General features: G+C 52.8%; 20 protein-coding genes. 7 read left to right on the top strand and 13 right to left on the bottom strand.

Features of this window, described 5'->3' with window-relative positions; translation table 11 throughout:
- Window positions 1–107: 107 nt before the first annotated feature.
- The 3 genes from OGV80_RS09440 to OGV80_RS09430 form a co-directional block, all read right to left on the bottom strand.
- The gene (locus OGV80_RS09440; RefSeq protein ID WP_286514656.1) at window positions 108–1763 is read right to left on the bottom strand and encodes a glucan biosynthesis protein D; all 1656 of its coding nucleotides are present in this window, start codon (window positions 1761–1763) and stop codon (window positions 108–110) included.
- Between the two features lie 193 nt (window positions 1764–1956).
- Complete coding sequence (hglS, locus tag OGV80_RS09435; protein ID WP_043016238.1) at window positions 1957–3300, bottom strand: 2-oxoadipate dioxygenase/decarboxylase HglS; 1344 nt, start codon at window positions 3298–3300, stop codon at window positions 1957–1959.
- A gap of 120 nt (window positions 3301–3420) precedes the next feature.
- Window positions 3421–4323, bottom strand: coding sequence for a manganese-dependent inorganic pyrophosphatase (locus OGV80_RS09430; protein WP_043016237.1), 903 nt, complete (start codon window positions 4321–4323; stop codon window positions 3421–3423).
- 230 nt (window positions 4324–4553) lie between these two features.
- Here OGV80_RS09430 and pcaQ point away from each other — a divergent pair, with 230 nt between their 5' ends.
- Complete coding sequence (pcaQ, locus tag OGV80_RS09425) at window positions 4554–5477, top strand: pca operon transcription factor PcaQ (RefSeq protein WP_043017902.1); 924 nt, start codon at window positions 4554–4556, stop codon at window positions 5475–5477.
- A 40-nt stretch (window positions 5478–5517) separates the two neighbouring features.
- On the opposite strand, the gene OGV80_RS09420 is transcribed toward pcaQ, so the two are convergent.
- The 3 genes from OGV80_RS09420 to OGV80_RS09410 all read right to left on the bottom strand — a co-directional run bounded on the left by OGV80_RS09420 (window position 5518) and on the right by OGV80_RS09410 (window position 8802).
- On the bottom strand, window positions 5518–7206 hold the full coding sequence (locus tag OGV80_RS09420) for a methyl-accepting chemotaxis protein (protein WP_047411095.1): 1689 nt from the start codon (window positions 7204–7206) through the stop codon (window positions 5518–5520).
- A 169-nt stretch (window positions 7207–7375) separates the two neighbouring features.
- Window positions 7376–8494, bottom strand: a complete 1119-nt coding sequence (locus OGV80_RS09415) for an S-(hydroxymethyl)glutathione dehydrogenase/class III alcohol dehydrogenase (protein WP_008784862.1) — start codon at window positions 8492–8494, stop codon at window positions 7376–7378.
- Between the two features lie 32 nt (window positions 8495–8526).
- Window positions 8527–8802, bottom strand: coding sequence for a metal/formaldehyde-sensitive transcriptional repressor (locus OGV80_RS09410; RefSeq protein ID WP_003833178.1), 276 nt, complete (start codon window positions 8800–8802; stop codon window positions 8527–8529).
- Window positions 8803–9156: 354 nt separating this feature from the next.
- On the opposite strand from OGV80_RS09410, the gene fdnG reads away from it, so the two are divergent.
- From fdnG to fdnI, 3 genes are read left to right on the top strand one after another with little or no spacing between them, the layout of a single operon-like run.
- Window positions 9157–12207 carry a formate dehydrogenase-N subunit alpha gene (fdnG, locus tag OGV80_RS09405; RefSeq protein WP_286514651.1) on the top strand — a complete coding sequence of 1017 codons (3051 nt, stop codon included), beginning with the start codon at window positions 9157–9159 and terminating at the stop codon, window positions 12205–12207.
- A 12-nt stretch (window positions 12208–12219) separates the two neighbouring features.
- Window positions 12220–13107, top strand: coding sequence for a formate dehydrogenase subunit beta (gene fdxH / locus OGV80_RS09400; protein ID WP_043016234.1), 888 nt, complete (start codon window positions 12220–12222; stop codon window positions 13105–13107).
- A complete protein-coding gene (fdnI, locus tag OGV80_RS09395) occupies window positions 13100–13753 on the top strand; it encodes a formate dehydrogenase-N subunit gamma (RefSeq protein WP_043016233.1) in 654 nt (217 codons plus the stop codon). The genes fdxH and fdnI overlap by 8 nt, the downstream gene beginning before the upstream one ends.
- Before the next feature lie 99 nt (window positions 13754–13852).
- On the opposite strand, the gene OGV80_RS09390 is transcribed toward fdnI, so the two are convergent.
- The 3 genes from OGV80_RS09390 to cybB form a co-directional block, all read right to left on the bottom strand.
- Window positions 13853–15121: a Y-family DNA polymerase gene (locus OGV80_RS09390; RefSeq protein ID WP_043016232.1), complete on the bottom strand. Its 1269-nt coding sequence runs from the start codon at window positions 15119–15121 to the stop codon at window positions 13853–13855.
- A gap of 2 nt (window positions 15122–15123) precedes the next feature.
- Entirely contained in the window at window positions 15124–15543 is a 420-nt protein-coding gene (locus tag OGV80_RS09385; RefSeq protein ID WP_043016231.1) for a translesion error-prone DNA polymerase V autoproteolytic subunit, read from the bottom strand.
- Between the two features lie 946 nt (window positions 15544–16489).
- A complete protein-coding gene (gene cybB, locus OGV80_RS09380; RefSeq protein WP_003020322.1) occupies window positions 16490–17020 on the bottom strand; it encodes a cytochrome b561 in 531 nt (176 codons plus the stop codon).
- Between the two features lie 189 nt (window positions 17021–17209).
- On the opposite strand from cybB, the gene gap reads away from it, so the two are divergent.
- Window positions 17210–18211: a type I glyceraldehyde-3-phosphate dehydrogenase gene (gene gap, locus OGV80_RS09375; RefSeq protein WP_286514647.1), complete on the top strand. Its 1002-nt coding sequence runs from the start codon at window positions 17210–17212 to the stop codon at window positions 18209–18211.
- A 126-nt stretch (window positions 18212–18337) separates the two neighbouring features.
- Complete coding sequence (locus tag OGV80_RS09370; RefSeq protein WP_200000644.1) at window positions 18338–19264, top strand: alpha/beta hydrolase; 927 nt, start codon at window positions 18338–18340, stop codon at window positions 19262–19264.
- A gap of 44 nt (window positions 19265–19308) precedes the next feature.
- Here OGV80_RS09370 and aldA read toward each other — a convergent pair whose 3' ends face one another.
- The 3 genes from aldA to hrpA form a co-directional block, all read right to left on the bottom strand.
- A complete protein-coding gene (gene aldA / locus OGV80_RS09365; protein WP_286514643.1) occupies window positions 19309–20748 on the bottom strand; it encodes an aldehyde dehydrogenase in 1440 nt (479 codons plus the stop codon).
- A 199-nt stretch (window positions 20749–20947) separates the two neighbouring features.
- Complete coding sequence (locus OGV80_RS09360) at window positions 20948–21745, bottom strand: YdcF family protein (protein WP_170928007.1); 798 nt, start codon at window positions 21743–21745, stop codon at window positions 20948–20950.
- Window positions 21746–21825: 80 nt separating this feature from the next.
- Entirely contained in the window at window positions 21826–25728 is a 3903-nt protein-coding gene (hrpA, locus tag OGV80_RS09355; RefSeq protein WP_286514641.1) for an ATP-dependent RNA helicase HrpA, read from the bottom strand.
- Window positions 25729–25929: 201 nt separating this feature from the next.
- Between hrpA and azoR the strand changes: the two genes are divergently transcribed.
- The gene (gene azoR, locus OGV80_RS09350; RefSeq protein WP_043016220.1) at window positions 25930–26535 is read left to right on the top strand and encodes an FMN-dependent NADH-azoreductase; all 606 of its coding nucleotides are present in this window, start codon (window positions 25930–25932) and stop codon (window positions 26533–26535) included.
- Window positions 26536–26578: 43 nt separating this feature from the next.
- Here the strand turns inward: azoR and OGV80_RS09345 are convergent, their stop codons facing one another.
- Window positions 26579–26770 carry a hypothetical protein gene (locus tag OGV80_RS09345; RefSeq protein WP_043016219.1) on the bottom strand — a complete coding sequence of 64 codons (192 nt, stop codon included), beginning with the start codon at window positions 26768–26770 and terminating at the stop codon, window positions 26579–26581.
- Between the last annotated feature and the right edge of the window lie 14 nt (window positions 26771–26784).

Genomic DNA, 26784 nt, shown 5'->3' with positions numbered 1-26784 from the left:
TTTGGCATACAGAAAAATGCGAACAGGATCGAGTAAATAGTGTACAGAGTCGTTATGAGGAGGATTGCAGATACGGCTCCCCATCTGGAGAGCCGTAAAGGAAGTGATTAACGCATCTCGCGGTCGTCAACGTACTGACGTTTATCCGGCGCTGGCGGGAAGTACTGATACAGCCAGGTTTCGCTGATGGCGTCGCCCTGACAACGCAGGAACATACGCATATCTACCGGATCGGTTGAGTCAGAGGTCGGATACCAGTCAAACTGAATGCGATAACCGTCGATAGGTTCCACGTAGAGGATCTCAATCTGTTTCGCTTCACCGCTGGAGAGCGTAATTACCGGTTCAATACCCTTCGGCGCAGCCGCTTTCAGGTCGCCGCCGACGAAATCAACGGCAAAACGACGCGCCCATTTCTCCGGGTAGTGCTCGCCCGGCGCCCATCCTTCCGGGAAACCGCCCATGCCAGTCCGGGTCGCCATCACGCGAGCCAACGGCGAACGCACCGGCGGCTGAGCGCTCCAGTACAGGCGATATTTGAATTCCAGCTCATCGCCGGCTTTGATCTTCTTATCCGGCTGCCAGAAGCAGACGACGTTATCCAGCGTTTCACCGGTCGTTGGGATCTCCATCAGGCCGATGGTCCCTTTGCCCCACTGGTTACGCGGTTCGACCCACAGGCTTGGACGTTTGTTATACCAGCCCATAATGTCCTGGTAATGGGAGAAGTCGCGATCGAGCTGCAGCAAGCCAAACCCTTTCGGGTTGTTATCGGTATAGGCGTTGAACTGCAGTTTTTGCGGGTTATTCAGCGGGCGGCAGATCCACTCGCCGTTGCCCCGCCACATCGCCAGACGATCGGAGTCATGAATTTGCGGGTGAATAGTGTCGCACATCCGACGTTCATTATTGCCGCAGCTGAACATGCTGGTCATCGGCGCAATGCCGAGCTGCTTGATGTCTTTACGCGCGTAAATATGGTTTTGTACATCCATGATCACCTGCGTTTTCTCGCAGTGGATCACGAACTTAAAGGCCCCTGTTACGCTAGGGCTGTCGAGAAGCGCATACACGGTAAAGGAGGTTGCGCCCGGTTTAACCGTTTCGAACCAGAAAGAGGTGAAATCAGGAAACTCTTCTTTGCTGTCGGTGTAGGTATCTACCGCCAGACCGCGGGCCGATAAACCGTATTGGTAGGTGTCATCCACGGCGCGGAAATAGCTGGCGCCCAGGAAAGAAACGACATCGCGGCGAGCCAGTTCTGGCGCTTTAAACACGCGGAATCCGGCGAATCCGAGGTCAGTCTGCCCTTCCAGCTGTTTGGTATCCACACCCGCATCGTTGTATTTAAACAGTTCCGGACGGAAGTGAATTTCACGCGCCATATGCGTAGTGCCATCAACCGAGAACATGCGTACACGGCGACGGAAGCCCATTCCCACATGGAAGAACTGTGCATCAAGCTGACGATTTTCAACGTTGTTCCACAGAGACTGCTCTGCGTCATATTGAATGCTGTTGTAGGCCTGCGGCGTCAGTTTCGCCAGCGTGTCCGGTAACGCGCGCGGTGCGCCGCCCCAGGGCTTCTGTGCTAAGTCATGGGCCATCGATTGCAGAACGGAAAAATCAAAACGTACGGTTTTTCCGTCTGCAATGTCAGACTCTGCCGCAAAGGCGGCGCGGGAAAAGAGTGATGCAATACCACTGGTTCCGCACACGGCGGCCATTGCCATTGAACCTTTAATAAATCGTCTGCGATTCATGCCTGAAAGTGAGTCCTTCTGGTCGTGTAAATGGTCCCGCGCCGGTCAAAATCAGCGGCAAGAGAGTGCACATTTCTGACCGCTCACTCTAGACAAAATTCATTAATAATCCAATTGTTGGTCGCCGATTATCTGTACAAAATCGAAAATATTTTATGTCGATGGGAACAGACCGAATCCCATGTAAATTCCATTAAAGTAAACCACACCGACGTTTACTTCGATCTTGCGCCTCTTGATACAGCGCGAACTCATCATAAACCGCGCACCCCAATGCCTGTTCAAACGCGTCGCGGCTGGAATTCCCGTGGCTGCGAGCCTGAGTTTCATTCCCCAGATTAGACTGGAAAATTCCCGCGGCGCTCACCGGTAAAAAATCTTCGTAGGTGATGGGTTGCGCAACCAGCCAGCCCCGTTCAATGAGCGGCTGCGGGTCGTCATCCGGGCGAATAGCCTGCCGATGCGCTTCGCCTGATGGCGTCAGACGATAGCGGAACCAGGCGAGTCCCTGCTGGCGCAGCAGGAATTCGCTGTCCGGGAAGGCTTTGAACACCTCCTGAAGATGTAGCTGGTGTGTCAGGTTGTCTTTTCCCGTTCCCGCGTTATTCAGCAACTCGTCGTACAACGCTCTGCCTTTCGGCGTCAGGGCCACGCCGCGCTGTTCGATCTCGCCAAAACGCGCCGTGTGAGTGCCGCGCATTTCTCCGGCAAACAACACCGGTTCTTCCAGCGCTTTGAAACTGGTCTGACGTAATAAAATCGGCACCTCGCGGCGCGGCGGCCCTTCAATCAATATTTTCGGCTCAATGCCGCATTCCGGCATCATTGACTGCACCCGGTCAATATCCAGCGTACGCGGCGTCAGGTGGTTGATATGACAACCGGGGAAACACACCACATCGGCAATCAGCCGGTGTTCGTTGTGTAATGCGTGATAGGTCGCTTCATCGACCGTGGCATGCTGATGCCAGCGAAAAGTTTCCAGCGCCTCATGCACAAACTCCTGCGCCTGCTCAGGCGTAAAACTGCCCTGCGCATCAAACTCATCCAGCAGTGCATGACAACGCCGGGTGAAAATGTCGCGTTTTGCGAGGATCTCCGCGGCCTTCTGCCGCAGCGCGGCGTTTTCGATTAATTCGAGTCGTAATAACGAGGTGAATACCCGAAACGGGTTGCGCGAAAGCGACGCATCGTCGATGGGACGAAAAGCGGTGGAATGTACAGGCACGCCGGCCTGGGAGAGATCATAATAACTCACCGGATACATGCCCATAATGGCAAACATCCGGCGCAGCGTAGAAAGTTCTTGCGCAGTCCCCACCCGAATAGCGCCGTGGCGCTCAACGTTGAGTCGGGCCAGCTCATCTGCATTGGCCAGTTTTTCATGCAGCGTGGGATTATTTTCCAGTACCGCCAGATTCACATCAGCGACAAGTTCCAGCAACGTGCCATATTGCGGGACTTCCTGCTGGTACATTGCTGACATTGCCTGCGAAAATTGTTCCCGAATCTCATCTGCCGTGATGGTGTTCGCCATAATGTCATGTCTCCAGTGAATATTACCTGGAGTGTAGAGAACGCCGCTGACTCCGGTGGGAAGAATTTACAAAGTGTGACCCCGCGTAAACTTCCCACCTATACAGACGGCGAACAAAACCTACTGGCGTGGTTTTAAATGACTTTCCAGCCAGGGCAGCATCTGTTTTTTACGGCTGAGCATACCTTCAACTTTGCAGGGCTGCGGGATGTCTGCGAGCTCAGAACCGGCGAACCACAAGCTGGTGTCGCCCAGATTAATATCGGTGAGCATCAGTACCACCAGCGCAGCATTCTTTTCCTCTGCATAGCGCGCCATTTCCAGACGAAGATCGGCCAGCACGGCATCCACCTGTTGCAGCGCATACAGTTCAAGCTGCGCCACACAGACCGAATGTCCATGGATGGTGAAAGTTTTAATGTCTTTGTGCAGAAGTTCGCGGGCGCTCATCCCATCCACGCTGGTTTTGGCAGACAGCAGGTCGCGACTAAAAGCGTCAAGGTCCACACCGGTTTTTTGGGCCAGCTCATCCACGGCCAGGCGATCGTCGGAGGTGGTCGTTGGCGAACGAAGCGTGACAGTGTCACTCAACGCGGCGCCCAGCAGTAAAACGGCCTCAGCGGCAGACAGCTGGTTACGCTCATCTTCCGTCATCAGTTGCCATAACAGCGTCGCGCTGCTGCCGACGGGCTTCACCCACACTTCTGGCGGCAGGCGAGTCACTAATCCACCGAGTCGGTGATGATCGATAATTCCCACCACGTTACTTTCTGCCAGCGATTCCGGCCCCTGGGCCGGCTCGGTAAAATCGACCAGCCAGACATCACTATCGGTCAGTTCGAACGTCAGCCGTTCAGGCATTTCCAGCCCCGCATGCTCAAAAATAAATTGCGTTTCGCGGTTCGGTTCGCCCAGACGCCATGCCGTCGCCTGTTGGCCACGTAAAGTAAGCCAACGCGCCGTCATGGCAGCAGTACAAATGGCATCGCTGTCGGGGTTAAGGTGCCCTATTACATGTATCATTAATCAGTGCCTTGTGAAGAGAATGGTTCATAAGCAAACAATACCTACAGTATATCGACCTGGCCCATTCCCTTCCATGATCCCATCCCCCAGCAACGCTGTACAAAACATAAGCAAAACAAATTAGTTGTAAGTAAAACATGATAAATGTTAATAATATTTTGCTATCAGGTTATCAAAAACGAACAACTTCACTTGTCACCGATACGGCTCTGTTTTTAACATCGCTTATGGAAAAAAATGTTCTGTTCAATCAGCGCATTCGCTTGCGCCACCTTCATACTTTTGTCGCCGTTGCACAGCAGGGAACGTTGGGGCGCGCGGCTGAGACCCTTAACCTGAGCCAACCGGCCCTCTCCAAAACGCTAAATGAACTGGAGCAACTGACCGGTACCCGGCTCTTTGAGCGTGGCCGCCTCGGTGCACAGTTAACGCTGCCCGGAGAGCAGTTTCTTACCCACGCAGTAAGAGTGCTGGATGCGCTTAACACCGCCGGGCAAGCGTTAAACCAGCGTGAAGAGTCGCAGACTGATGTCGTACGAGTTGGCGCCTTACCCACCGCGGCTCTGGGCATCCTGCCGGCGGTCATTGGCCCGTTTCATAAGCAGCAAATGGAAACCACGCTGCAGGTTGCCACCATGAGTAATCCCATGATCCTGGCGGGTTTAAAGTCAGGGGAAATTGACCTCGGCATTGGCCGTATGGCCGATCCGGAATTGATGGTCGGTCTGAACTACGAATTATTGTTTCTGGAATCGCTCAAACTGGTTGTGCGCCCTAACCACCCGTTGTTGCAAGAAACCATTACGCTGAGCCGGGTCATGGAGTGGCCGGTGGTGGTTTCACCAAAAGGAACCGCGCCTCGCCAGCACGCAGAGGCATTGTTGCAAAGTCAGGGCTGTAAAATGCCGCCTGGCTGTATTGAAACGCTGTCAGCATCGCTCTCCCGCCAACTGACAGTTGATTACGACTATGTATGGTTTGTCCCTTCAGGCGCGGTTAGAGAAGATTTACGCCAGGCGACGCTGGTGTCATTACCGATTCCCACCCACGGTGCGGGTGAACCCATCGGGATTCTTACCCGGGTCGATGTGCAACTCTCTCAGGCCGCGCAGATCCTTATCGCCGCAATACGTAAAACCGTACCGTTTTGATGCCAAAAATAAAGGGACCAGATGGTCCCTTTATTTATTGTTAAAACGTTTCCCAGTTATCGCCGCTGGCCGTTGCCGCCTGCGGACGAGAATGATCCGCAGTAGTGGTCACCGGAGCGCGTTTAATTGCGCTTGTCCCGGTTAACCGGAATGTGCCAACGGCTTGTGTTAAGCGTGCCGCCTGCTCTTCAAGAGAGGCTGCCGCAGCCGATGCTTCTTCAACCAGCGAGGCATTTTGCTGCGTAACCTTATCCATTTCTGATATCGCCTGGCTCACCTGTACGATACCCCGGCTCTGCTCATCAGAGGCTGCCGCAATTTCCAGCATGATGTCGGTGACGCGTTTTACTGCATCGACAATATCCGTCATCGTATTGCCCGCCGCGACGACTTCTCCGGAGCCCTGGTCAATCAGTCGGACCGATTCGCTGATCAATCCTTCAATCTCTTTTGCCGCCTGAGCGCTGCGGCTTGCCAGCGTACGTACTTCACTGGCAACGACGGCAAACCCGCGCCCCTGCTCTCCTGCTCGCGCCGCTTCGACCGCTGCGTTCAGCGCCAGAATATTGGTCTGGAAAGCAATGCTGTTAATCACGGCGGTGATTTCGGAGATTTTCTTCGAACTCGTTGAGATATTGCCCATGGTTTTCACCACACCAGAGACCATCTGACCACCCCGGCTGGCCTTGCCGGAAGCATCTTCCGCCAGCTTGCTCGCATGATGCGCGTTGTCGGCGTTTTGCTTCACCGTGGCCGTCAGCTCTTCCATGCTGGCCGCCGTTTGTTCAATCGCCGCGGCCTGTTGTTCGGTACGTGAAGACAGATCAGTGTTCCCTGCCGAAATCTCACTGGTACCGCGATAAATTTCTTCCGCCCCCTGACGTACAGTGCCCACCGTTTTCCCAAGCGATCGTTGCATTGTCTGCAGATGGCGGCTCAGGCGACCAATTTCGCTGTGCCCGGTCGGTTCCTCCTGCATGGTCAAATCCCCTGCGGAAATTTGCTCAATACGCAGGGCTGCGCGCAGCAGAGGATGAATGACGGTACGACGCAGAACAATGAACGTCATTACGGTCAGCGCCAGCGCAAGAACGAATGCACCCAGCATAAAAGCCATGCCGAGCTGTGTACGTTGGTGCGCCTGTTCGCTTAACTGGTTCGCCCTTGCGGTACGAATGTCGATCGCTTTTAACAACACCTTGTTGTAAGCAGAGTCCAGCGGTCTGGCCTGTTCATTTTCATGGTTGATGATCGCTTCAAACATACCGTTTTTAGCGTACTTCAACATAGGCTGTAAGCCGTCGGTATAGGCTTTGAAGCTGGCGCTCAGTTCAGCATCTAACGCTTCATCGGCAGAGGTTTTTACCGCGCGTGACATATAAGCATTGAAACCGTCCTGCGACTGCTTAATCCGTTTTTCTGCCTCGGCAATATTGGCCTTCATGTCATCCATTTCGGCAATACGGCTCGCCGCGCCGGCGTGGATCATGTTGATACGTGCGGTGCGTAAATGGTTAGAGCTGTTAGATAACCCCATCCTGACCTGAATCTCATCGGTCACGTCGCGCTGATCGCGATCGGCCTGCATAAGAAAATAGCTTGCCAGTCCGGAACTTAAGGCGAACAGCAGAAGGATGCCACCGAGAATGGAGGAAAACAGCGGAACCAGCCGGATTTGATGCAGAAAGCCCAGTTTATTCTGGGCTTGCATCGATGTAGTGTTGTCCATGACCGTCGACTCTCTTGTAGGGTTTATGCGTGAAAACACGCCCGTTAGATAGTCATCGGCAATCCGGGAAGTTTACTTACCGTGAAAAGCGCCGGATTCGTCACACTTTCACAACATAATTCTAAAAAATTCAGGAAAGTGCCAGCGGTGAAATCCGCTGGCCAATGAATCAGTTATCGCCAAAGTGGATAACGGTACGGATGGACTTACCCTGATGCATTAAATCAAACGCTTCGTTAATCTGCTCCAGCGGTAAACGGTGGGTAATAAAGGGATCCAACTGAATTTTCCCGCTCATAGCTTCTTCAACCATGCCTGGGAGCTGGGTACGGCCTTTCACGCCGCCAAACGCAGAACCGCGCCAGACGCGCCCGGTTACCAACTGGAACGGACGCGTTTTGATCTCTTGCCCTGCTCCCGCCACGCCAATGATGATGCTTTCGCCCCATCCTTTATGGCAGCATTCCAGCGCCGCGCGCATCACGTTAACGTTACCGATGCATTCAAAGCTAAAGTCCACGCCGCCGTCGGTAAGCTCGACAATCACATCCTGAATCGGTTTGTCGTAATCCTTCGGGTTGATGAAATCGGTCGCGCCCATTTCACCTGCCAGCTTAAATTTTTCCGGATTGGTATCAACGGCCAGAATACGCCCGGCTTTCGCCTGCACCGCGCCCTGAATGACCGCCAGACCAATACCGCCCAGACCGAATACGGCTACGGTATCGCCTTCTTTCACTTTTGCGGTGTTATGGACCGCTCCAATACCGGTGGTCACACCACAACCCAGCAGACACACTTTGTCCAGCGGAGCCTGCGGGTTAACCTTCGCCAGAGAGATCTCCGCGCAAACGGTGTATTCGCTGAAGGTACTGGTGCCCATATAGTGATAAATCGGCTCACCGTTGTACGAGAAGCGCGTTGTGCCATCCGGCATCAAACCTTTGCCCTGGGTCGCGCGTACGGCCTGACACAGGTTAGTTTTACCCGATTTACAGAACTTACACTCGCCACATTCAGCGGTGTACAGCGGGATCACATGATCGCCCGGTTTCAGGCTGGTGACGCCTTCTCCCACTTCAACCACAATACCGCCACCTTCGTGGCCAAGTACCGCCGGGAACACACCTTCCGGATCGTCGCCGGAGAGCGTGAAAGCGTCAGTATGACACACGCCGGTGTGGGTAATTTTAACCAGCACTTCACCTTTCTTTGGTGGTGCGACGTCGATTTCGACAATTTTTAACGGTTGGCCGGGGCCGAATGCAACTGCTGCACGTGATTTCATTTGTCTCTTCCCATTATTGCGAGGTGATGGTGTTATTTTAGATAAGCACGCAGAAGATGGCCGATTTCAGCCATACGCACGGCACGCTGGTCTGGCGTCGTTTCCCCGCTGACCAGTTCGTCTTTCAGGTGGATCTCAACCATTTCGCCCATCAGGCCATTGGATGCGCCGCGCACGGCGGCAATTTGCTGCAGGATAGCCAGGCACGGTTCGCCGGACTCCAGCGCGCGCTCAAGCGCATCAACCTGACCGCGAATACGGCGTACACGGGTGAGAATGCGCTTTTTATCTTCAGGTGAATGCGGCATACGCCCTCCTAATACTATAGGGGGGTATACTATCAGATTTGTTATTTAGCTGTAAAATATATGATTTATTAAATATCAATGAGTTAGTTTAAACGTTTAGTAACCCTCTTCCACTCTCCAGTTTTGTCATAAGTGGATTCGAAGGCATTTGATATTGTCAGGTCCTGAATACACCATTCATCGAACGTATCGGCAACCAACCTGACATGATCAATTTTTTACTAATCTATATTCCAGGCTAACAGCACTAATACTCTCTCACGTCAATAACCACTAAAAGTTAATGGTTTATAAAACAATTTAACCTTACAATAACCATCCTTTTTCATGTCTTAAGTTTAAGCAGGAGAAAAAATGGAGCTCAGCCGGAGGCAGTTCTTTCGAATCTGTGCGGGCGGTATGGCAGGAACAACTGTTGCATCTCTCGGATTCTTATCATCTTTTTCCGTTCACGCGGAAACCCGTCAATATAAACTCTTAAAAGCAAAAGAGACGCGTAATAACTGTACGTACTGCTCAGTAGGCTGCGGCATGCTGATGTACAGCCTTGGCGATACAGCCAAAAACGTCAAAGAAAGTATCTACCATATTGAGGGCGATCCGGATCATCCGGTGAGCCGTGGATCGTTGTGCCCGAAAGGCGCTGGTGTGCTGGATTATATTCATAGTGAAACGCGTCTGCAGTATCCCGAATATCGCGCACCGGGTTCGGATAAATGGCAACGTATTAGTTGGGACGATGCGATTAACCGTATTGCCCGACTCATGAAAGATGACCGCGATGCCAACTTTATTGAGAAAAACGCCCAGGGCGTTACCGTCAACCGCTGGCCCACTACAGGCATGCTATGTTCTTCAGCGGCAAGCAATGAAACCGGGATCCTCGACGGTAAATTTACTCGGGGATTAGGGATGGTCGCTATCGACTGTCAGGCACGATTATGTCATGGCCCCACCGTTGCTGCTCTTGCACCAACTTTTGGGCGTGGCGCAATGACCAACAACTGGGTCGATATCAAAAACGCCAACGTAGTGCTTATTATGGGTGGCAATGCCGCTGAGGCGCACCCGGTAGGTTTTAAATGGGTGGTCGAAGCGCAAACTAAAAACGACGCCACCGTGGTGGTGGTCGACCCGCGCTTTAACCGTAGCGCCGCAGTCGCTGATTTGTACGCACCAATTCGCGCTGGTTCCGACACCGCATTCCTGCTAGGCGTGATCCGCTATCTGCTGAAAAACGACCGAGTACAGCACGACTATGTTCGTCATTACACTAACGCCAGTCTGATTATCCGTGATGACTATCAGTTCCATGACGGCTTGTTTAGCGGCTATGACGATAAGAAACGTCAATATGATAAGTCGAGCTGGTTTTATCAGCTTGATGAGCAGGGTTACGCCCTGCGTGATGACTCGCTAAACCACCCACTTTGCGTGTTGAATCTGTTGAAAGCCCATGTCGAACGCTATACGCCCGAAATGGTTAACCGCTTGTGTGGGACCTCATTGGCAGACTTCAATCGTATCTGCGAAATTCTCGCCAGCACCAGTGTGCCTGACCGCACTGCAACTATCCTTTACGCTTTGGGTTGGACTCACCACTCCGCCGGAGCGCAAATTATTCGCGCCGCCGGTATGCTCCAATTACTGCTGGGCAACATAGGCATGGCGGGCGGTGGCGTTAACGCCCTACGTGGCCACTCCAATATTCAGGGCTATACCGATCTTGGCCTGTTATCGACGAACCTGCCGGGTTATATGCCGCTACCATCGGAAAAACAGCCAGACTACCAGACCTATATTTCTCAAATCACGCCGCCTGCGCTAGGCGTGAATGAGGTCAACTACTGGCAAAATACGCCGAAGTTCTTTGTTAGCATGATGAAAAGTTTCTGGGGCGATCGCGCAACCGCGAAAAATAACTGGGGTTACGACTGGCTGCCTAAATGGGATCGCCTGTATGACGTAATGACTCAGGCCGAATTGATGCTTGAAGGGAAAATTAATGGTTACATCGTTCAGGGATTTAATCCGCTGGCGGCGTTTCCCGATAAAAACAAATCATCCCGCTCGCTTTCAAAACTGAAATATATGGTGGTTATCGATCCCCTGGTCACTGAGTCTTCCAATTTTTGGCAGAATCATGGCGAAATGAATGATGTGAAACCGGCAGATATTCAGACCGAAGTTTTCCGTCTGCCCTCTTCCTGCTTTGCTGAGGAAAACGGCTCAATTGCTAACTCCGGGCGTTGGTTACAGTGGCACTGGGCGGCAGCAGAACCACCAGGGGAAGCCTTACATGACGGGAAGATCCTTGGCCGCCTGTTTATGCGGCTGCGCGAGCTATATCAGCAAGAAGGCGGCGCGAATCCACAGCCCTTGTTGAATATTGCCTGGAATTATAAAGATCCCTACGACCCGCACCCGGAAGAGATTGCGCGTGAAGCAAATGGCCAGGCACTTGAAGACCTTTATGATGACAAAGGCCAGCTTATTGCCAAAAAAGGCCAGCAGCTCAGCAGTTTTGCACAGCTGCGCGATGACGGTTCGACCAGCAGTTTCTGCTGGGTTTACTGCGGAAGCTGGACAGAGCAGGGTAACCAGATGGCCAATCGCGACAACAGCGATCCGTATGGTCTGGGCTGCACACCGGGCTGGGCGTGGTCCTGGCCTGCCAACCGCCGTATTCTCTACAACCGCGCTTCGGCCGATCCATCAGGAAAACCATGGGATCCAAAACGCGCCCTGCTGCGCTGGGATGGCAAAAAATGGGCCGGTATGGACGTAGCCGACTACGGCCAGGCCGCACCGGGCAGCAACGTTGGTCCGTTTATCATGAACCCGGAAGGCGTAGCGCGTCTGTTCTCCATCGACAAAATGAACGACGGGCCATTCCCGGAACATTACGAACCCATTGAGTCGCCTATTGGTACCAACCCGCTACACCCGGATGTTGTATCCAGCCCGGTTGCACGTATTTACCATGACGATATCGCCAATATGGGTAAAGCGGATGCCTTCCCGTACGTCGCCACAACTTACTCTATTACCGAACTGTTCCGCCACTGGACCAAACATGCACTGCTCAACGCCATCGCTCAACCCGATCAATTCATCGAAATCGGTGAGGCGCTAGCGAGCGAAAAAGGCATTGCGGCAGGTGATACAGTGAAAGTGACGTCGAAACGCGGCTTTATCAAAGCAAAGGCGGTAGTCACTAAACGTCTACAAACGCTGATGATAGATGGTAAGCAGGTCGATACTATCGGTATCCCTTGTCACTGGGGCTTTGAAGGTGCTACGCGCAAAGGGTTCCTCGCTAATACCTTAACGCCATCGGTGGGTGATGCCAACTCGCAAACACCGGAATATAAAGCGTTTCTGGTCAACATCGAGCGAGCGTAAGGAAGGGAACTCATGACAATGCAATCACAAGATATTATTAAACGCTCGGCGACGAACAGTATCACGCCACCGCCCCAGGCGCGGGATTACCGTGCTGAAGTGGCGAAACTGATTGATGTCACCACCTGTATTGGCTGTAAAGGCTGTCAGGTGGCCTGCTCAGAGTGGAACGATATTCGCGATGAAGTAGGCTACTGCAACGGCGTCTACGACAATCCGACCGATCTCAGTGCTAAGTCCTGGACGGTAATGCGCTTTAGCGAAACCACCCAGAACGACAAGCTGGAATGGCTTATCCGCAAAGACGGCTGCATGCACTGTGCCGACCCGGGATGCCTGAAAGCCTGTCCATCCGCCGGAGCAATCATTCAGTACGCCAACGGGATTGTCGACTTTCAGTCAGAGCACTGCATTGGCTGCGGCTACTGCATTGCTGGCTGCCCGTTCAATATTCCACGGCTTAATCCTGAAGATAACCGGGTCTACAAATGTACGCTGTGCGTCGACCGGGTCAGCGTAGGTCAGGAACCTGCCTGTGTGAAAACCTGTCCGACCGGCGCCATCCAGTTTGGGACTAAAAAAGAGATGCTGAACGCGGCGGATACTCGCGTTATGCAGCTGAAAAAACGCGGCTATGCCAATGCGGGCGTCTACAACCCGCAAGGGGTCGGCGGCACTCACGTGATGTATGTGCTTCATCACGCGGACCAGCCGTCGCTGTACCACAACCTACCGGACGATCCAACGATCGCCGCGCCGGTGAATCTGTGGAAGGGGATCCTAAAACCGCTCTCCGCCGCTGGATTTATCGCCACCTTTGCCGGGTTGATTTACCACTACGTGGGCGTCGGGCCAAACAAAGAGACGGATGATGATGAAGAGGAGAACGGTCATGAGTAAACGCAAAATGATTCTGCGCACCAAATTCATCGACCGGGCCTGTCACTGGACGGTGGTGATAAGCTTCTTCCTTGTGTCGCTTTCCGGTATTGCGCTGTTCTTCCCGACGCTGCAATGGCTCACCGAAACCTTCGGTACGCCGCAAATGGGGCGAATTTTACATCCGTTTTTCGGGGTGATGATTTTCGTCGTGCTGATGTTTATGTTCGTCCGTTTCGTACATCACAATATTCCCGATAAACAGGATCTCCCCTGGATTAAAGGGATCGTTGAGGTACTTAAAGGCAATGAGCACAAAGTTGCTGATGTTGGAAAGTATAACGCAGGTCAGAAAATGATGTTCTGGAGTATCATGAGCCTGATTCTGGTATTGCTGGTTACCGGCGTTATTATCTGGCGGCCCTACTTTGCCCATTACTTCTCAATTACCATAGTTCGCTGGAGTTTGTTAATCCATGCGACAGCAGCAATTGTGCTAATCCACGCCATACTGATTCATATGTACATGGCGTTCTGGGTGAAAGGTTCAATTAAAGGCATGATCGAAGGGAAAGTGAGTCGACGTTGGGCGAAGAAACACCATCCTCGCTGGTATCGAGAGGTTGAACTTAATGAAAAAGAAACGCAGGAATTAGGGCCTAAATAAAATCAATAAGACCGCTATTATTTAGCGGTCTTATTCTCTTAATTGCCCAATGATATGCTACGGCGCTGCGTGACCTGAGTATGGAGCTGATAACAAACCCTACCCCACGCGCAATAAATCACTGTATCTCGTGGTATAACGCGGCGAAAGCATATCCCGCTTCATCGCCCACGGTTGCTGTATACCTTGCCCGGCAAAATAGAGCGTTCCTTTACCTTTTTCAGCATTAAGCGTATCCAGTACGTCCATCAGTTTATCGCTGTTACGCCGCGGCGCGTTGTCATCAAAAAGATTAAGCTGCGCAACGCCAGAGCTAAAAAAGTCTCCCAGCATGACCCCGGCTTTTTGATAACGCCGCCCCTCTCGCCATATTGCGTCCAGGCTGCGCGTGGCTGCAGCAATAATTTCCCGACTGTCCTGAGTTGGCGTCAGCAGTTTTATCGACGCGCTGTTACCGTAATAAGGTTCATTCAAAACAAACGGACTGGTTTTGATAAACGCAGAGATAAACCGGCAATACTGGTGTTCTCTGCGCAGCTTTTCCGCCGCTCGTGAAGCATAAGTGCAAATTGCCTCTCTCATGGCGTTGTACTCGGTAAGTTTTTCACCGAACGATCTTGAGCAGATAATTTCCTGTTTAACCGGCGCAAACTCTTCCAGCGCCAGACAAGACTCACCGCGTAATTCCCGTACGGTGCGCTCGAGCACGACGTTGAAATGTTTGCGAATAAAGCGAATGTCGGTATCCGCCAGATCGAGGACCGTTTTAATGCCCATGGCGTCCAGTTTCTTACTGATACGGCGTCCAACACCCCAGACTTCATCAACCGGGAGTGCAGCCATCAGCTTACGCTGACGTTCAATATTGGAGAGATCCACGACTCCGCCGGTTTGTTCCTGCCACTTTTTGGCAGCATGGTTTGCCAGTTTGGCCAGCGTTTTGGTCTGGGCGATGCCAACCCCAACCGTGAGACGTGTTTTCTGTAAAATGGTTGCTCTGATTTCCCGACCAAAATCCGTAAGATCCCGGCAGTTTCGCACGCCCGTTAAGTCACAAAAGGCTTCATCAATACTGTATATCTCCACGCGTGGAGACAACTCCTCCAGAATCGACATCACCCTGCTGCTCATATCCGCATACAGCTCGTAGTTCGAGCTAAAGCAGAACACGCCGTAGCGCCTGAACAGATCTTTCTGTTTGAAGTACGGAGCGCCCATATTAACGCCAAGAACCTTCGCTTCCGCGCTGCTGGCAATGACGCAACCATCGTTATTTGAAAGAACGACAACGGGTTTGCCCTTCAGATCGGGTCGGAATGCCGACTCACAGCTGGCATAAAATGAATTAACATCCACCAGAGCAAACATAATCACCCAGCCGCTTTAACAATAAATGTCACCACGCCAAATATATCCAGCGAGTCCTCGCTGCCGATCATGATCGGCGCGTAGGCGCTGTTCTCTGGTTTCAGCATCACCACCGGATGTAATTGCAGGCGTTTAACGGTGAACTCGCCCTCAATAGCGGCAATAACGATATCTCCGTGAGTGGGCTTTCTGGCACTGTCGACAATCAGCAGATCGCCCTCACCAATCCCTGCTCCTGTCATGGATTCGCCAGATGATTTTACAAAATAGGTTGCGCTGGGATGGCGCACCAGCAGGTCATTGAGATCGATTCGTTTCTCAACGTAGTCCTGCGCCGGAGAAGGAAAGCCACAGGGTACAACGTCTCTGAATAGCGGTAAGCATTTGATTTCGCGGTGTTGCGCAGGCTGGAAAAACAACATAATAATCTGCCTCTTATTCACTGTATTTATATACAGTAGTTTTAATAAGCGCAGCAATCAAGTGACGTGAGTGGCGAACTGAGCGTTGTTTAGCCATCTCGTCGGTAAGCTTTTATCGCATCTGGAAAAATAATTTCTATTTTATTCGGCAAAGGAAGACGTTCATTTAGCCGGAACGATAAGGACGGTATTGGCGTAGGTAATAAACATGCTATTTCAGGGAAAGGGTTCCGTTCACCTCAGCCGTATCGCTTCTCTGTACACTGAACGCCAGTGAACGTGTTAAGGGTGCTATCGCCGCACCCTTAACAATCCCGGCTCCCGGCGGGAAAATTGCCACTTCGTGGAATATTCGCCCCATCCCTGGGGCTCACCCCTTCGGGGCCAGCGTAAGCGCTGTTCAAAATTGCTCCCGGCAATTTTGTCCTCCGCTTATTCCTTCAGGCTTCCGGGCCGGGCGCGATGAAGCGTCCTTGCAAAGCGCGCCCTGAACCCGCATCCCTGCGGGTTCTCCCGGCCTTACGGAAACACGTCGGCAATTTTCAGCCGGGCCAGCCCACACCTCACCATCTGCGTTTTTGGTCTGAACAGCAAAACAGATTTAACTGGAAGTCAGAGCGTTGAAGCAATGACTCCGGTCCGGCTGAAAATCGATGAGTCGTTGACGGCTGACCGGGTCTGCCCGCAGGGATGCGGGCAGAGGGGACGGCCTACAGGGACGCAGGCTCGGCCCCGACCCGACAGGCAGACGGCATAAGACGAATAACTCGCGCAGCGACGATTTTCCCGCCGGGAGCCTGGGATGCAAGGGAGGCGGCGGTGAGCCTCCCTTGCACGTTCACGGGTATCTGTGCTTTAGAAAAGTGATACGGCTGAGGTGAACGGAACCCTGATCAAGAATCACATGTTCAACCTGAACGACATTGCGCGCTTGCGGGGCGTGACCTCAGGAGCGTTTGCGCGGCATCATGCGCAACAGCGTATTGTCCTTCCAGAAATAGTGGTGCATCAGGGCCGCGGCGGCATGCAGGGCAATAACAAAATAACCCAAATTTGCCAGCGTCACGTGCCAGGACTTCAGCATGTCCACTAAATCAAAGTTGGCCTCTGCCGCATGCGGCATAACGATGCCGAATGCAATCCACGGGTTACCCCGGTTGTACATCATCACCAGCCCAATAATCGGCAGAACAATAAACAACAGATAGATAACCAGATGCCCCAGATGCGCCATTCCGGTCATCATCGGCTTCGGTTTTGGCACAATCGGCGGAGCCGGGTATTTCAGTCTGACCAGCAGACGCGCCACCATCAGCGTTAAAATAGTGATACCGCAGGAGACGTGCACCATGTTGAACAAGGGGCGATAGCTGCGCGGGAAAAATCCGCGAAACTCCATGGCGCTGTACGCCACGATAACCAACAAAAAGACCAGCCAGTGAATACCAATTTGCAGGCCAGAATACTTATTCCCCATAACACTTCCTGAATAAAAACAATAATGCGTCAACATAACGGGCTTTTGTTAAAAATTCATTAACTTTTGTTCACCCATTTTCAGTCGCTTACGCTTAACCGCAAAAACAGCTATTGCCCTGAATGCCTGTCTGAACTAAGCCTGGTAGGGAAAATATGTCGTACCGCCCCATCCTGACAGGAGAAAACCATGAGTAAAATTGGCATTAACGGTTTTGGTCGTATCGGTCGTCTGGTATTGCGTCGGTTACTGGAAGTCAAAAGCAGCGTGGAGGTTGTCGCCATTAATGACCTTACCTCGCCCAAAATTCTCGCCTATCTGTTAAAACACGATTCAAACTACGGGCCGTTTCCCTGGAGCGTCGGCTTTACCGAAGACGCGCTGATTGTCGATGGCAAAAAGATCGCCGTTTACGCGGAAAAAGAGGCCAAAAACATTCCGTGGAAAACCACGGGCGCTGAGATAATCATCGAATGCACCGGTTTTTATACCTCAACCGAGAAATCACAGGCGCATATTGATGCAGGGGCCAAAAAAGTCCTGATATCCGCCCCGGCTGGCGATATGAAAACCATCGTCTTTAACGTCAACGACGACACTATGGAGGCGAACGATCGGATTATCTCTGTCGCATCGTGCACCACCAACTGCCTGGCGCCGATGGCGAAAGCGCTGCACGACAGCTTCGGTATTCAACTTGGCACCATGACCACCATTCACGCCTACACGGGGACGCAGTCGCTGGTTGATGGCCCACGCGGGAAAGATCTACGCGCCTCACGCGCGGCGGCGGAGAACATCATTCCCCATACCACCGGAGCCGCCAAAGCCATTGGTCTGGTCATTCCGGCATTGAGCGGAAAATTAAAAGGACACGCCCAGCGTGTGCCGGTGAAAACCGGATCCGTCACCGAGCTGGTATCCGTGTTGGGTAAAAAAGTCACCGCTGAAGAGGTTAACAACGCGCTGAAAAAAGCCACGCAAAATAATGAATCATTTGGTTATACCGACGAAGAGATTGTCTCGTCCGATGTCATTGGCTCGCATTTCGGTTCGGTATTTGATGCAACGCAAACCGAAATTACCGAAGTGGGCGATCTGCAACTGGTGAAAACCGTCGCCTGGTATGATAACGAATACGGTTTTGTCACCCAACTTATTCGTACGCTGGATAAGTTTATCAAGCTCTGATCTTCCGGCGGAGGTCCCCCTCCGCCCTCTTTCATTTCCCGCGAATTCAATACGTTGTGAGTCTCTCCCCGTTTTCAATATATGAACTGTGCTATAGCTAACCTTTGCCACAGAGGGAGCATTGTAATGGAAGCACTGAGTCGTGAAACATTAGAAAACATGATGGAGCAAGCCGTTGCCCACGCCGCCACCTTCCCATTCTGGCCACAGGGTGAAGCCCCCGGAGCAAAAAACAGCGATGCGGTATTTACGCCTGAACCCCGACATACCGGAACGTCTGATTACGATCGCGCGGTCACCGGCATTCGCGCCCCGGAAATTACCGTTTACGCCCCTGCCAAACCTAACGGCACAGGGATCCTTGTTACCCCTGGCGGCTCTTATCGTCGCGTGGTGATGGATAAAGAAGGCAGCGCACTGGCACCGTTCTTTAACGCCCGCGGTTATACCCTGTTTGTGATGACCTACCGCATGCCGGGCGATGGGCACGAAGAAGGCGCCAATGCACCGCTGGCCGATGCCCAACGCGCCATGCGCTACATTCGCGCCAACGCCCATGAATGGAAAATTAACCCTGACCGTATCGGGGTGTTGGGCTTCTCCTCCGGTGGTCACGTAGCCGCCAGTCTGGGAACCCGGTTTGCCGAATCGGTTTATACGCCAATTGATGACGTAGACGAGCAACCTGCGCGTCCTGCCTTCATGGCGCTGGTGTACCCGGTTGTCACCCTGCGCGAAGACATCGGTCACCCAGGCTCTCGTCTGGAGCTGGTTGGCGCTACGCCCGAAAAGGAAGACCTGCAGCGCTATTCTCTTGAAGAACGAGCGGATAACACAACGCCGCCGACGTTCCTGCTACACGCCATTGACGATCCAGCGGTGAAGGTGGAAAACAGCCTGGTCTTCTTTAATGCGCTACGTGAGCTGGGGGTTTCGGTCGAAATGCATCTGTTTGAACGCGGTAAGCACGGATTTGGTATTCGCGATGCACAGGGGTTACCGCTGGCCATCTGGCCGGAAATGATGATGAACTGGATCGCCACCAAAGTGTGAGAATTGCGCCGGGTGGCGTACAGGCGGCTCACCCGGCGAGAAACTTAGGACTGCAAATACACCACCTGCGTTTGCAGGTATTCGTTCAGACCGTGTTTACCGTCGGCCCCGCCAATCCCGGACTTGCGCCAGCCAGCGTGAAAGCCTTGCATCGCCTCGAAGTTTTCTCGGTTAATATAGGTTTCGCCAAACTTCAGCCCTTTAATGGCTTTCATCGCCGTATTCAGATTCTGCGTATAGATCGATGAGGTCAGACCGTAGTCGCTGTCATTAGCCATCGTCAGCGCCTGATCCAGCGTATCAAACGCCACCACCGGCAGCACCGGACCAAACGTCTCCTCGTGCATTATCGCCATCTCCTGGTGCACGTCTAACAGCAACGTCGGCGGGTAGTAATAACCTTTGCCGGCAACGGCCTTACCGCCCAACACCACACGGGCGCCTTCCTGCACCGCCCGTGCAACTTTCTGCTCGACACGCTCCAGCGCAGCGGCATTGATCAGCGGTCCCATCGCGATGTCGTTGCGTTCCGCCGGATTGCCGAACTGTACGGCTTTCATCGCCTCGCCCAGACGATTGACGAACTGATCATAAATACCTTTCTGAACGTACACGCGCTCGGCACAGTTGCACACCTGCCCGGTGTTAATCACACGGGAGTCGACAATGGCCTTCACCGCCAGCTCGAGATCCGCATCATCCATCACAATCGCCGGAGCTTTACCGCCAAGTTCCAGACACACTTTAGTGATATTTTTCGCCGCTGCGGCCATAATTTTCTCCCCCGCGCCGACGCTACCGGTCATGCTCACCATGGCGACCTTCGGGTTTCCGGCCAGCTCCTGACCGACCGTTTCACCGCGTCCCAGCACCAGATTAAAGACGCCGCGCGGTAAGCCAATGTCATCAACAATTTTGGCAAAAGCGATGGCGTTATTCGGGGTGAATTCACTCGGTTTAATGACAATGGTATTCCCCGTCAGTAATGCGGGAGCCAGTTTGCGGGCAATCAGGAAAAATGGGAAGTTCCACGGCAGAATGCCCGTAGTCACGCCCAAAGCACGTTTAAACAGCAAGATATTCTCGCCCGGACGATCGCTTTGCAGGATCTCGCCTTCATAGCGACGCGCCCACTCCGCCATATAATCGATATAGTCGGCGGTAAACGAGACTTCGACGTCTGCCAGTTGCTGTATTTTTCCGCCCTCCGCCACAATCAGCGCGCTGATTTCACTGGCTCGCTGGCGAATACCCGCAGAAATTTTGCGTAACCAGTTCGCCCGTTCAATGGCGGGCAGCGCTTCCCATTGCGGCTGGGCGCGTTCCGCCGCATCGATAGCTTTACGCGCATCTTCGGCGCGGCCATCGGGAATACGCGAGATCACCTCTTCTGTGGCCGGATTGACGACATCAATCCAGGCGTCATCGTGCCAGGTCACAAACTGCCCATCGATATACATAGGATGTTGTACGGGTACTGACATGCGGCTCTCCTGTGATTGAATTGTTTTTAACAAGTAAAACTATTGTTAATTAATATCAATCATGCCTGTCACATTATGGCCGGAGTGGCTGTTCTGTGAGCGGCTTCATAAAAGCGTCTGGCAAAGTAAGGATAAAGAGAAAAACCAGGTGGGATTTCTGCCCGTTTGCCGCAAAACATCAACAAACGGGCAGCAGGAATTACAGAGAACGGCTTTCCAGTAAGTCAGTCAGCGCGGTGTCATTTTGCAACTGCTGCCAGGCTTGCTCAACGTTCTGAGGAATATCAACATGGGCAATAAAATCGCGGCCGCAAGGTCCGTAGCCGGTGGCATCATCACGCAAGCGCGGAAGCTCACCGGTAATGAGAGAAAGATAGCGATCTACCGACCACAAACCTTCTGCTGCTGGCACAAAATCCACGCCGTCTTGCCGTTGGGCCAACTCAGGGATGAATCCAGGGAAACTCAGCCAGCGCGGCGCATGGGGCTCATCGCGGGTCACGCGCTGAAACGTTGCCATCGTGCGACGTTGCATAGTCGGATCCTGCACCACAATGACGGTATGAATACTTTCTGTCGCCTGATTCAGTAATGCACAGCTAAATCGGGCATTCTCGCCGCAGTTTGTTGACTGGTCTTCCACCCAAATCTTCTCTCCCGGGATTTGCCAGAACTGATGAGCGATATCAGCAAGGATCGCCGCTTCCGCACGTCCGGTGGTACGAATGATGTTGTAACGAGGATGCTCTGCAATCGCGTCATACAGAAATCGTGTGGAGTGGCCGATACCACCGCTAATCAACAAGGGAACCTGTTGCTCTTTGGCGATCCGGCAGGCGGCGTCGATAGTCGGAATAACCGCGTTCCCTGCCAGAATCACGCAATCTGATTGAACGGTGATATTTCCCGTAAAATCATTCTGCGCCAACCATCGCCCTACGGTATTTATAGCCGCGAGGGTGGTTGCGGCAAGTATCGGAAACTGACTCATACTTATAACTCCTGGCGTTTATTCTTTACCGGATACAGATGCCGGATGGCGGCTACGCCTTATCCGGCCTACAGTCCAGCACCGTATTACCCTGTAATCTGCTCCATCGCCTGCAAAATACGTTTATCGGAGATGGGATACGGCGTACCAAGCTGCTGGGCAAAATAGCTGACGCGCAGCTCTTCTATCATCCAGCGGATCTCTTTGACATCATCATCTTCACGCCGCGCGGGAGGCAGTTTATTGAACCACTGCTGCCAGGCCTGCTGCACGCTATCTACTTTCAGCATTTGCGCACGGTCACGATGTGGGTCGATAGCCAGTTTCTCCAGGCGTTTTTCGATAGCCTGCAAATAGCGCAACGTATCGCCGAGACGTTTGAAACCATTGCCGGTAACAAATCCACGGTACACCAGCCCGCCCATCTGCGCTTTGATATCCGCAAGCCCCAGCGCCATGGTCATATCCACGCGCCCTTTCAGACGTTTGTTGATATTAAATACCGCGGTCAGGATCTGCTCGACCTGCTTAGCAATATCCACCACCGTATCGTTCAGTTCAGCCCGCACTTTCTCATGCAGCGCGGTGAAGCCTTCTTCGGTCCACACCGGACCGCCGTTGGCGTCAATTAACTGATCCACACCGCAGGAGATACAGTCGTCAATCAAATCCAGCACTTTACCGTACGGGTTAAAGTACAATCCCAGCTTGGCTTTGTTGGGCAGTTTTTCATGCAAATATTTGATCGGTGATGGAATATTCAGCAACAACAGGCGGCGTAAACCACACCACATCGCCTGCTGTTGCTCCAGTGGGTTATCAAACAGTTTGATGGCGACGCTGTCACGCTCATCCACCAGCGCTGGCCACGCTTTGACCTTATAGTTACCGCGTTTTTGTTCGTAACTTTCCGGAAGCTGACCGAAGCTCCAGATGTGCAACCCGCTCTGTTCGATACCGTCATCCGCCACCGCAGACAATGTTTCCTGAACTTTACCCTTCAGCGCATCCTTCAAATCTTGCAGCGAACGCCCTTCCTGCAGCTTCTTATTTTTATCATCCACGACCCGGAAGGTGATTTTCAGGTGATCGGGCACCTGATCCCAGTGCCAGTCTTCACGGTCAACGGTAACGCCGGTCATGCGGCGCAGTTCACGCTCCAGCGAGTCCAGCAGCGGCAGTTCCAGCGGCGTGACGCGACCTAAAAACGCTTCGGCATAGTTCGGCGCAGGCACAAAGTTGCGTCGTACCGGTTTCGGCAGCGACTTAATCAGGGCGATCACCAGTTCGCGGCGTAGCCCCGGAATTTGCCATTCAAAACCGCTCTCGTCGATCTGATTGAGCAGCGGCAGCGGAATATGCACAGTCACACCGTCCGCATCAGCTCCCGGTTCGAACTGATAGCTCAGGCGAAGTTTGAGGTTACCCTGATGCCAGAAGTTCGGGTAATCCAGCTTACTGATTTTTTCCGCGCCCTCTTTGATAAGCATGCTCTTTTCAAAGTTGAGCAGATCCGGCGTTTCACGGCTGACCTTTTTCCACCAGCTGTCAAAGTGACGCGCAGAGACCGCATCATGGCTGATGCGCTGGTCGTAAAACTCAAACAGCGTCTCATCATCGACCAGAATGTCGCGACGGCGCGATTTGTGCTCTAACTCTTCCACTTCCGCCCGTAGCTTCAGGTTATCGCGGAAAAACGCATGGCGCGTTTGCCAGTCACCTTCCACCAGCGCATGGCGGATGAACAACTCACGCGACAGTGCGGGATCGATCTGGCTGTAGTTCACCTTACGGGCCGCCACAATCGGTAAACCGTAGACGGTGACCTTTTCTGTTGCCATCACCGCGCCCTGCGCACGTTCCCAGTGCGGTTCACTGTATGAACGTTTGATCAGATGCTGGGCAACCGGTTCAACCCACTCAGGATCGATGCGTGCGGCAATACGTCCCCACAGGCGACTGGTTTCCACCAGCTCCGCTACCATCGTCCACTTCGGCGGTTTTTTAAATAGACCGGAGCCCGGAAAGATCGAGAAGCGGGCGTTACGCGCACCGGTAAACTCCTGTTTATCGGTATCTTTCATCCCGATATGCGACAGTAAACCGGTCAGCAGCGCGACGTGGATTTCCCGGTATTCAGCTGGTTCGCTGTTAACCGGGATCCCTAACTCTTTCACTACCTGACGCAGCTGGGTGTAAATATCCTGCCATTCACGCACGCGCAGGTAGTTCAGAAAATCAAGTTTGCACTGGCGACGGAACTGGTTTGACGACAGCGCTTTTTGCTGCTCGCCGAGATAGTTCCACAGATTCACAAATGCGAGGAAATCAGACTCTTTGTCATGGAAACGGCGATGCTTCTCGTCGGAAGCCTGCTGCTTGTCCATCGGACGCTCGCGCGGATCCTGAATAGACAGCGCCGAGGTAATGATCATCGCCTCACGCACACAGCCATGTTTTTGCGCTTCCAGCACCATGCGCGCCAGACGCGGATCCACCGGCAGTTGCGACAGCTGACGGCCCAACGGCGTTAACTTATAAGCGGTTGCCTGTTCGTCGGTGGTTATCGCCCCCAGCTCTTCGAGCAGGCGTACGCCGTCCTGAATATTGCGTTTATCCGGTGCCTCAACAAACGGAAACGCCGCGATATCGCCCAACCCCAACGCCGTCATCTGCAAAATAACGGACGCCAGGTTAGTACGCAGGATCTCCGGATCGGTAAACTCAGGGCGAGACAGGAAATCATCTTCGGAATACAGACGAATACAGATCCCTTCCGAAACACGACCGCAGCGGCCTTTACGCTGGTTAGCGGAAGCCTGTGACACCGGTTCTATCGGTAAGCGCTGGACTTTGGTGCGGTAACTGTAACGACTAATACGCGCAGTACCCGGGTCAATCACATACTTGATGCCCGGTACGGTCAGCGACGTTTCCGCCACGTTGGTCGCCAGCACGATACGGCGACCGCTGTGCGACTGGAACACGCGGTTCTGCTCGCTATTGGAGAGACGCGCATACAACGGCAGCACTTCGGTGTGGCGTAAATCCAGCTTATTCAGGGCATCGGCGGTGTCGCGGATTTCGCGCTCGCCGCTCATAAAGATCAGAATGTCGCCCTGACTTTCACGGCCTAATTCCTCTACAGCATCAAAAATAGCCTGCAGTTGGTCACGTTCGGTATCATCTGCATCTTCAACAATCGGACGATAGCGAACTTCCACCGGATACGTTCGACCGGAGACTTCGATAATCGGCGCATTATTGAAATGCTTTGAAAAACGCTCCGGGTCGATAGTCGCCGAAGTGATGATAATTTTTAGATCCGGACGGCGCGGCAGAAGCTCTTTCAGATAGCCGAGCAGAAAATCGATATTCAGGCTGCGTTCATGCGCTTCATCAATGATGATAGTGTCGTACTGCATTAGCAGCCGATCCTGCTGGATTTCCGCCAGCAAGATACCGTCCGTCATCAGCTTCACCATCGTGTTGTCGCTGACATGATCGCTAAAACGGACCTTATAGCCGATACAGCCACCCGGCTCGGTTTGCAGTTCTTCCGCAATACGGTTCGCTACCGTACGCGCCGCCAGTCGACGCGGTTGGGTATGGCCGATCAGCCCTTTTATCCCGCGTCCGAGCTCCATACAGATTTTGGGTAACTGGGTGGTTTTACCTGACCCGGTCTCACCGGCAACAATCACCACCTGATGGTCGCGAATTGCTTCCAGAATATCCTGTTTTTTCTGGCTGACTGGCAGGTTCTCCGGATAGCTGATGACCGGACGCGCCGCTTCACGCAGCACAACTTTACCGGCTGCGTGATCAATCTCTTTTGCCATCTCCTGGTAAATGGCCTGTTGTGCATCAGGATTTTTAACCTTCTTAACACCGTGCAGGCGGCGGGCAAAACGCTGTCTGTCACGCAGCATCAGTGAATCCAGCTGTTGCTGCAACATGTTGAAGGTTAATTTTTGTTGTTCTGTCATAGCGTTAAAAGGCAGTGCTCTGCCGGGTTAAATCTCTTTTAGATGATAGGTATAGAGTACCACATCGGCGCTTTTCATGTGTTGTTCAATAATTTCGAACATAGGATTCGATATATTGCGCTATCACTGCGACAGGATTGTGAATAAAGTGTCAACAAGCAACGGGGCATAACCCCTTCAAACACATATAAGGAAACACCCATGAGCAAGGTATTAGTTCTGAAATCCAGTATTCTGGCAGGGTACTCTCAGTCTGGTCAGTTGTCTGATTATTTTGTTGAACAGTGGCGTGAAAAGCACTCCGCTGATGAAATCACCGTCCGCGACCTGGCTGCAAATCCTGTTCCGGTACTGGATGGCGAGCTGGTGGGTGCCCTGCGCCCGAGCGATGCGCCGCTGACCCCGCGTCAACAAGAAGCGCTGGCGTTGTCCGACGAACTGATTGCTGAGCTGAAAGCGCATGATGTAATTGTTATCGCCGCGCCGATGTATAACTTCAACATCCCAACGCAGCTGAAAAACTATTTCGACCTGATTGCCCGTGCTGGCGTAACCTTCCGTTATACCGAGAAAGGTCCGGAAGGTCTGGTAACAGGGAAACGCGCAGTAGTACTGACCAGCCGTGGTGGTATCCATAAAGATACGCCGACCGACCTGATCACGCCGTATCTGAACGTATTCCTGGGCTTTATCGGCATCACCGACGTGAACGTCGTCTTTGCGGAAGGCATTGCGTACGGTCCGGAAGTGGCGACCAAAGCGCAGTCCGATGCGAAAGCCGCTATCGACAGCGTCGTCGCTGCCTGATAATTCACCCTCTCACCATCCGGTGGGAGGGTTTCTCCAGTATTTACTTCTTTACCTGCACCCGAACCTGTTTGCCGTGAATGCGATTAATATCACGCCAGATGGTTGCATAATCCCTGCATTTCGCCAGATTCTCTTCCCAGCAATGCAGCAAAAATTGTTCTGGCTCGGCGACATCCCGGCTTAATAGCTTGAATACCCAACGATTCCAGACATACCACTTGAGAAGCCACATGATCTCACTCCGCA

Origin of the sequence: Citrobacter sp. Ce119, from assembly GCF_030334525.1 — a bacterium.
GTDB lineage: Bacteria > Pseudomonadota > Gammaproteobacteria > Enterobacterales > Enterobacteriaceae > Citrobacter > Citrobacter europaeus.
Note: the sequence above shows the minus strand (reverse complement) of the source record. Positions and strands in the feature narration are given on the sequence as shown.

Excerpts from the sequence above, each read along its gene's own strand:
- azoR (WP_043016220.1), top strand. The coding sequence starts at position 25,930 with ATGAGCAAGGTATTAGTTCTGAAATCCAGTATTCTGGCAGGGTACTCT.
- OGV80_RS09385 (WP_043016231.1), bottom strand. The coding sequence starts at position 15,543 with ATGTTGTTTTTCCAGCCTGCGCAACACCGCGAAATCAAATGCTTACCG.
- OGV80_RS09420 (WP_047411095.1), bottom strand. The coding sequence starts at position 7,206 with ATGGACAACACTACATCGATGCAAGCCCAGAATAAACTGGGCTTTCTG.
- aldA (WP_286514643.1), bottom strand. The coding sequence starts at position 20,748 with ATGTCAGTACCCGTACAACATCCTATGTATATCGATGGGCAGTTTGTG.
- cybB (WP_003020322.1), bottom strand. The coding sequence starts at position 17,020 with ATGGGGAATAAGTATTCTGGCCTGCAAATTGGTATTCACTGGCTGGTC.
- OGV80_RS09440 (WP_286514656.1), bottom strand. The coding sequence starts at position 1,763 with ATGAATCGCAGACGATTTATTAAAGGTTCAATGGCAATGGCCGCCGTG.
- gap (WP_286514647.1), top strand. The coding sequence starts at position 17,210 with ATGAGTAAAATTGGCATTAACGGTTTTGGTCGTATCGGTCGTCTGGTA.
- hrpA (WP_286514641.1), bottom strand. The coding sequence starts at position 25,728 with ATGACAGAACAACAAAAATTAACCTTCAACATGTTGCAGCAACAGCTG.
- fdnG (WP_286514651.1), top strand. The coding sequence starts at position 9,157 with ATGGAGCTCAGCCGGAGGCAGTTCTTTCGAATCTGTGCGGGCGGTATG.
- OGV80_RS09430 (WP_043016237.1), bottom strand. The coding sequence starts at position 4,323 with ATGATACATGTAATAGGGCACCTTAACCCCGACAGCGATGCCATTTGT.
- fdnI (WP_043016233.1), top strand. The coding sequence starts at position 13,100 with ATGAGTAAACGCAAAATGATTCTGCGCACCAAATTCATCGACCGGGCC.
- pcaQ (WP_043017902.1), top strand. The coding sequence starts at position 4,554 with ATGGAAAAAAATGTTCTGTTCAATCAGCGCATTCGCTTGCGCCACCTT.
- OGV80_RS09345 (WP_043016219.1), bottom strand. The coding sequence starts at position 26,770 with ATGTGGCTTCTCAAGTGGTATGTCTGGAATCGTTGGGTATTCAAGCTA.
- fdxH (WP_043016234.1), top strand. The coding sequence starts at position 12,220 with ATGACAATGCAATCACAAGATATTATTAAACGCTCGGCGACGAACAGT.
- OGV80_RS09410 (WP_003833178.1), bottom strand. The coding sequence starts at position 8,802 with ATGCCGCATTCACCTGAAGATAAAAAGCGCATTCTCACCCGTGTACGC.
- hglS (WP_043016238.1), bottom strand. The coding sequence starts at position 3,300 with ATGGCGAACACCATCACGGCAGATGAGATTCGGGAACAATTTTCGCAG.
- OGV80_RS09390 (WP_043016232.1), bottom strand. The coding sequence starts at position 15,121 with ATGTTTGCTCTGGTGGATGTTAATTCATTTTATGCCAGCTGTGAGTCG.
- OGV80_RS09415 (WP_008784862.1), bottom strand. The coding sequence starts at position 8,494 with ATGAAATCACGTGCAGCAGTTGCATTCGGCCCCGGCCAACCGTTAAAA.
- OGV80_RS09370 (WP_200000644.1), top strand. The coding sequence starts at position 18,338 with ATGGAAGCACTGAGTCGTGAAACATTAGAAAACATGATGGAGCAAGCC.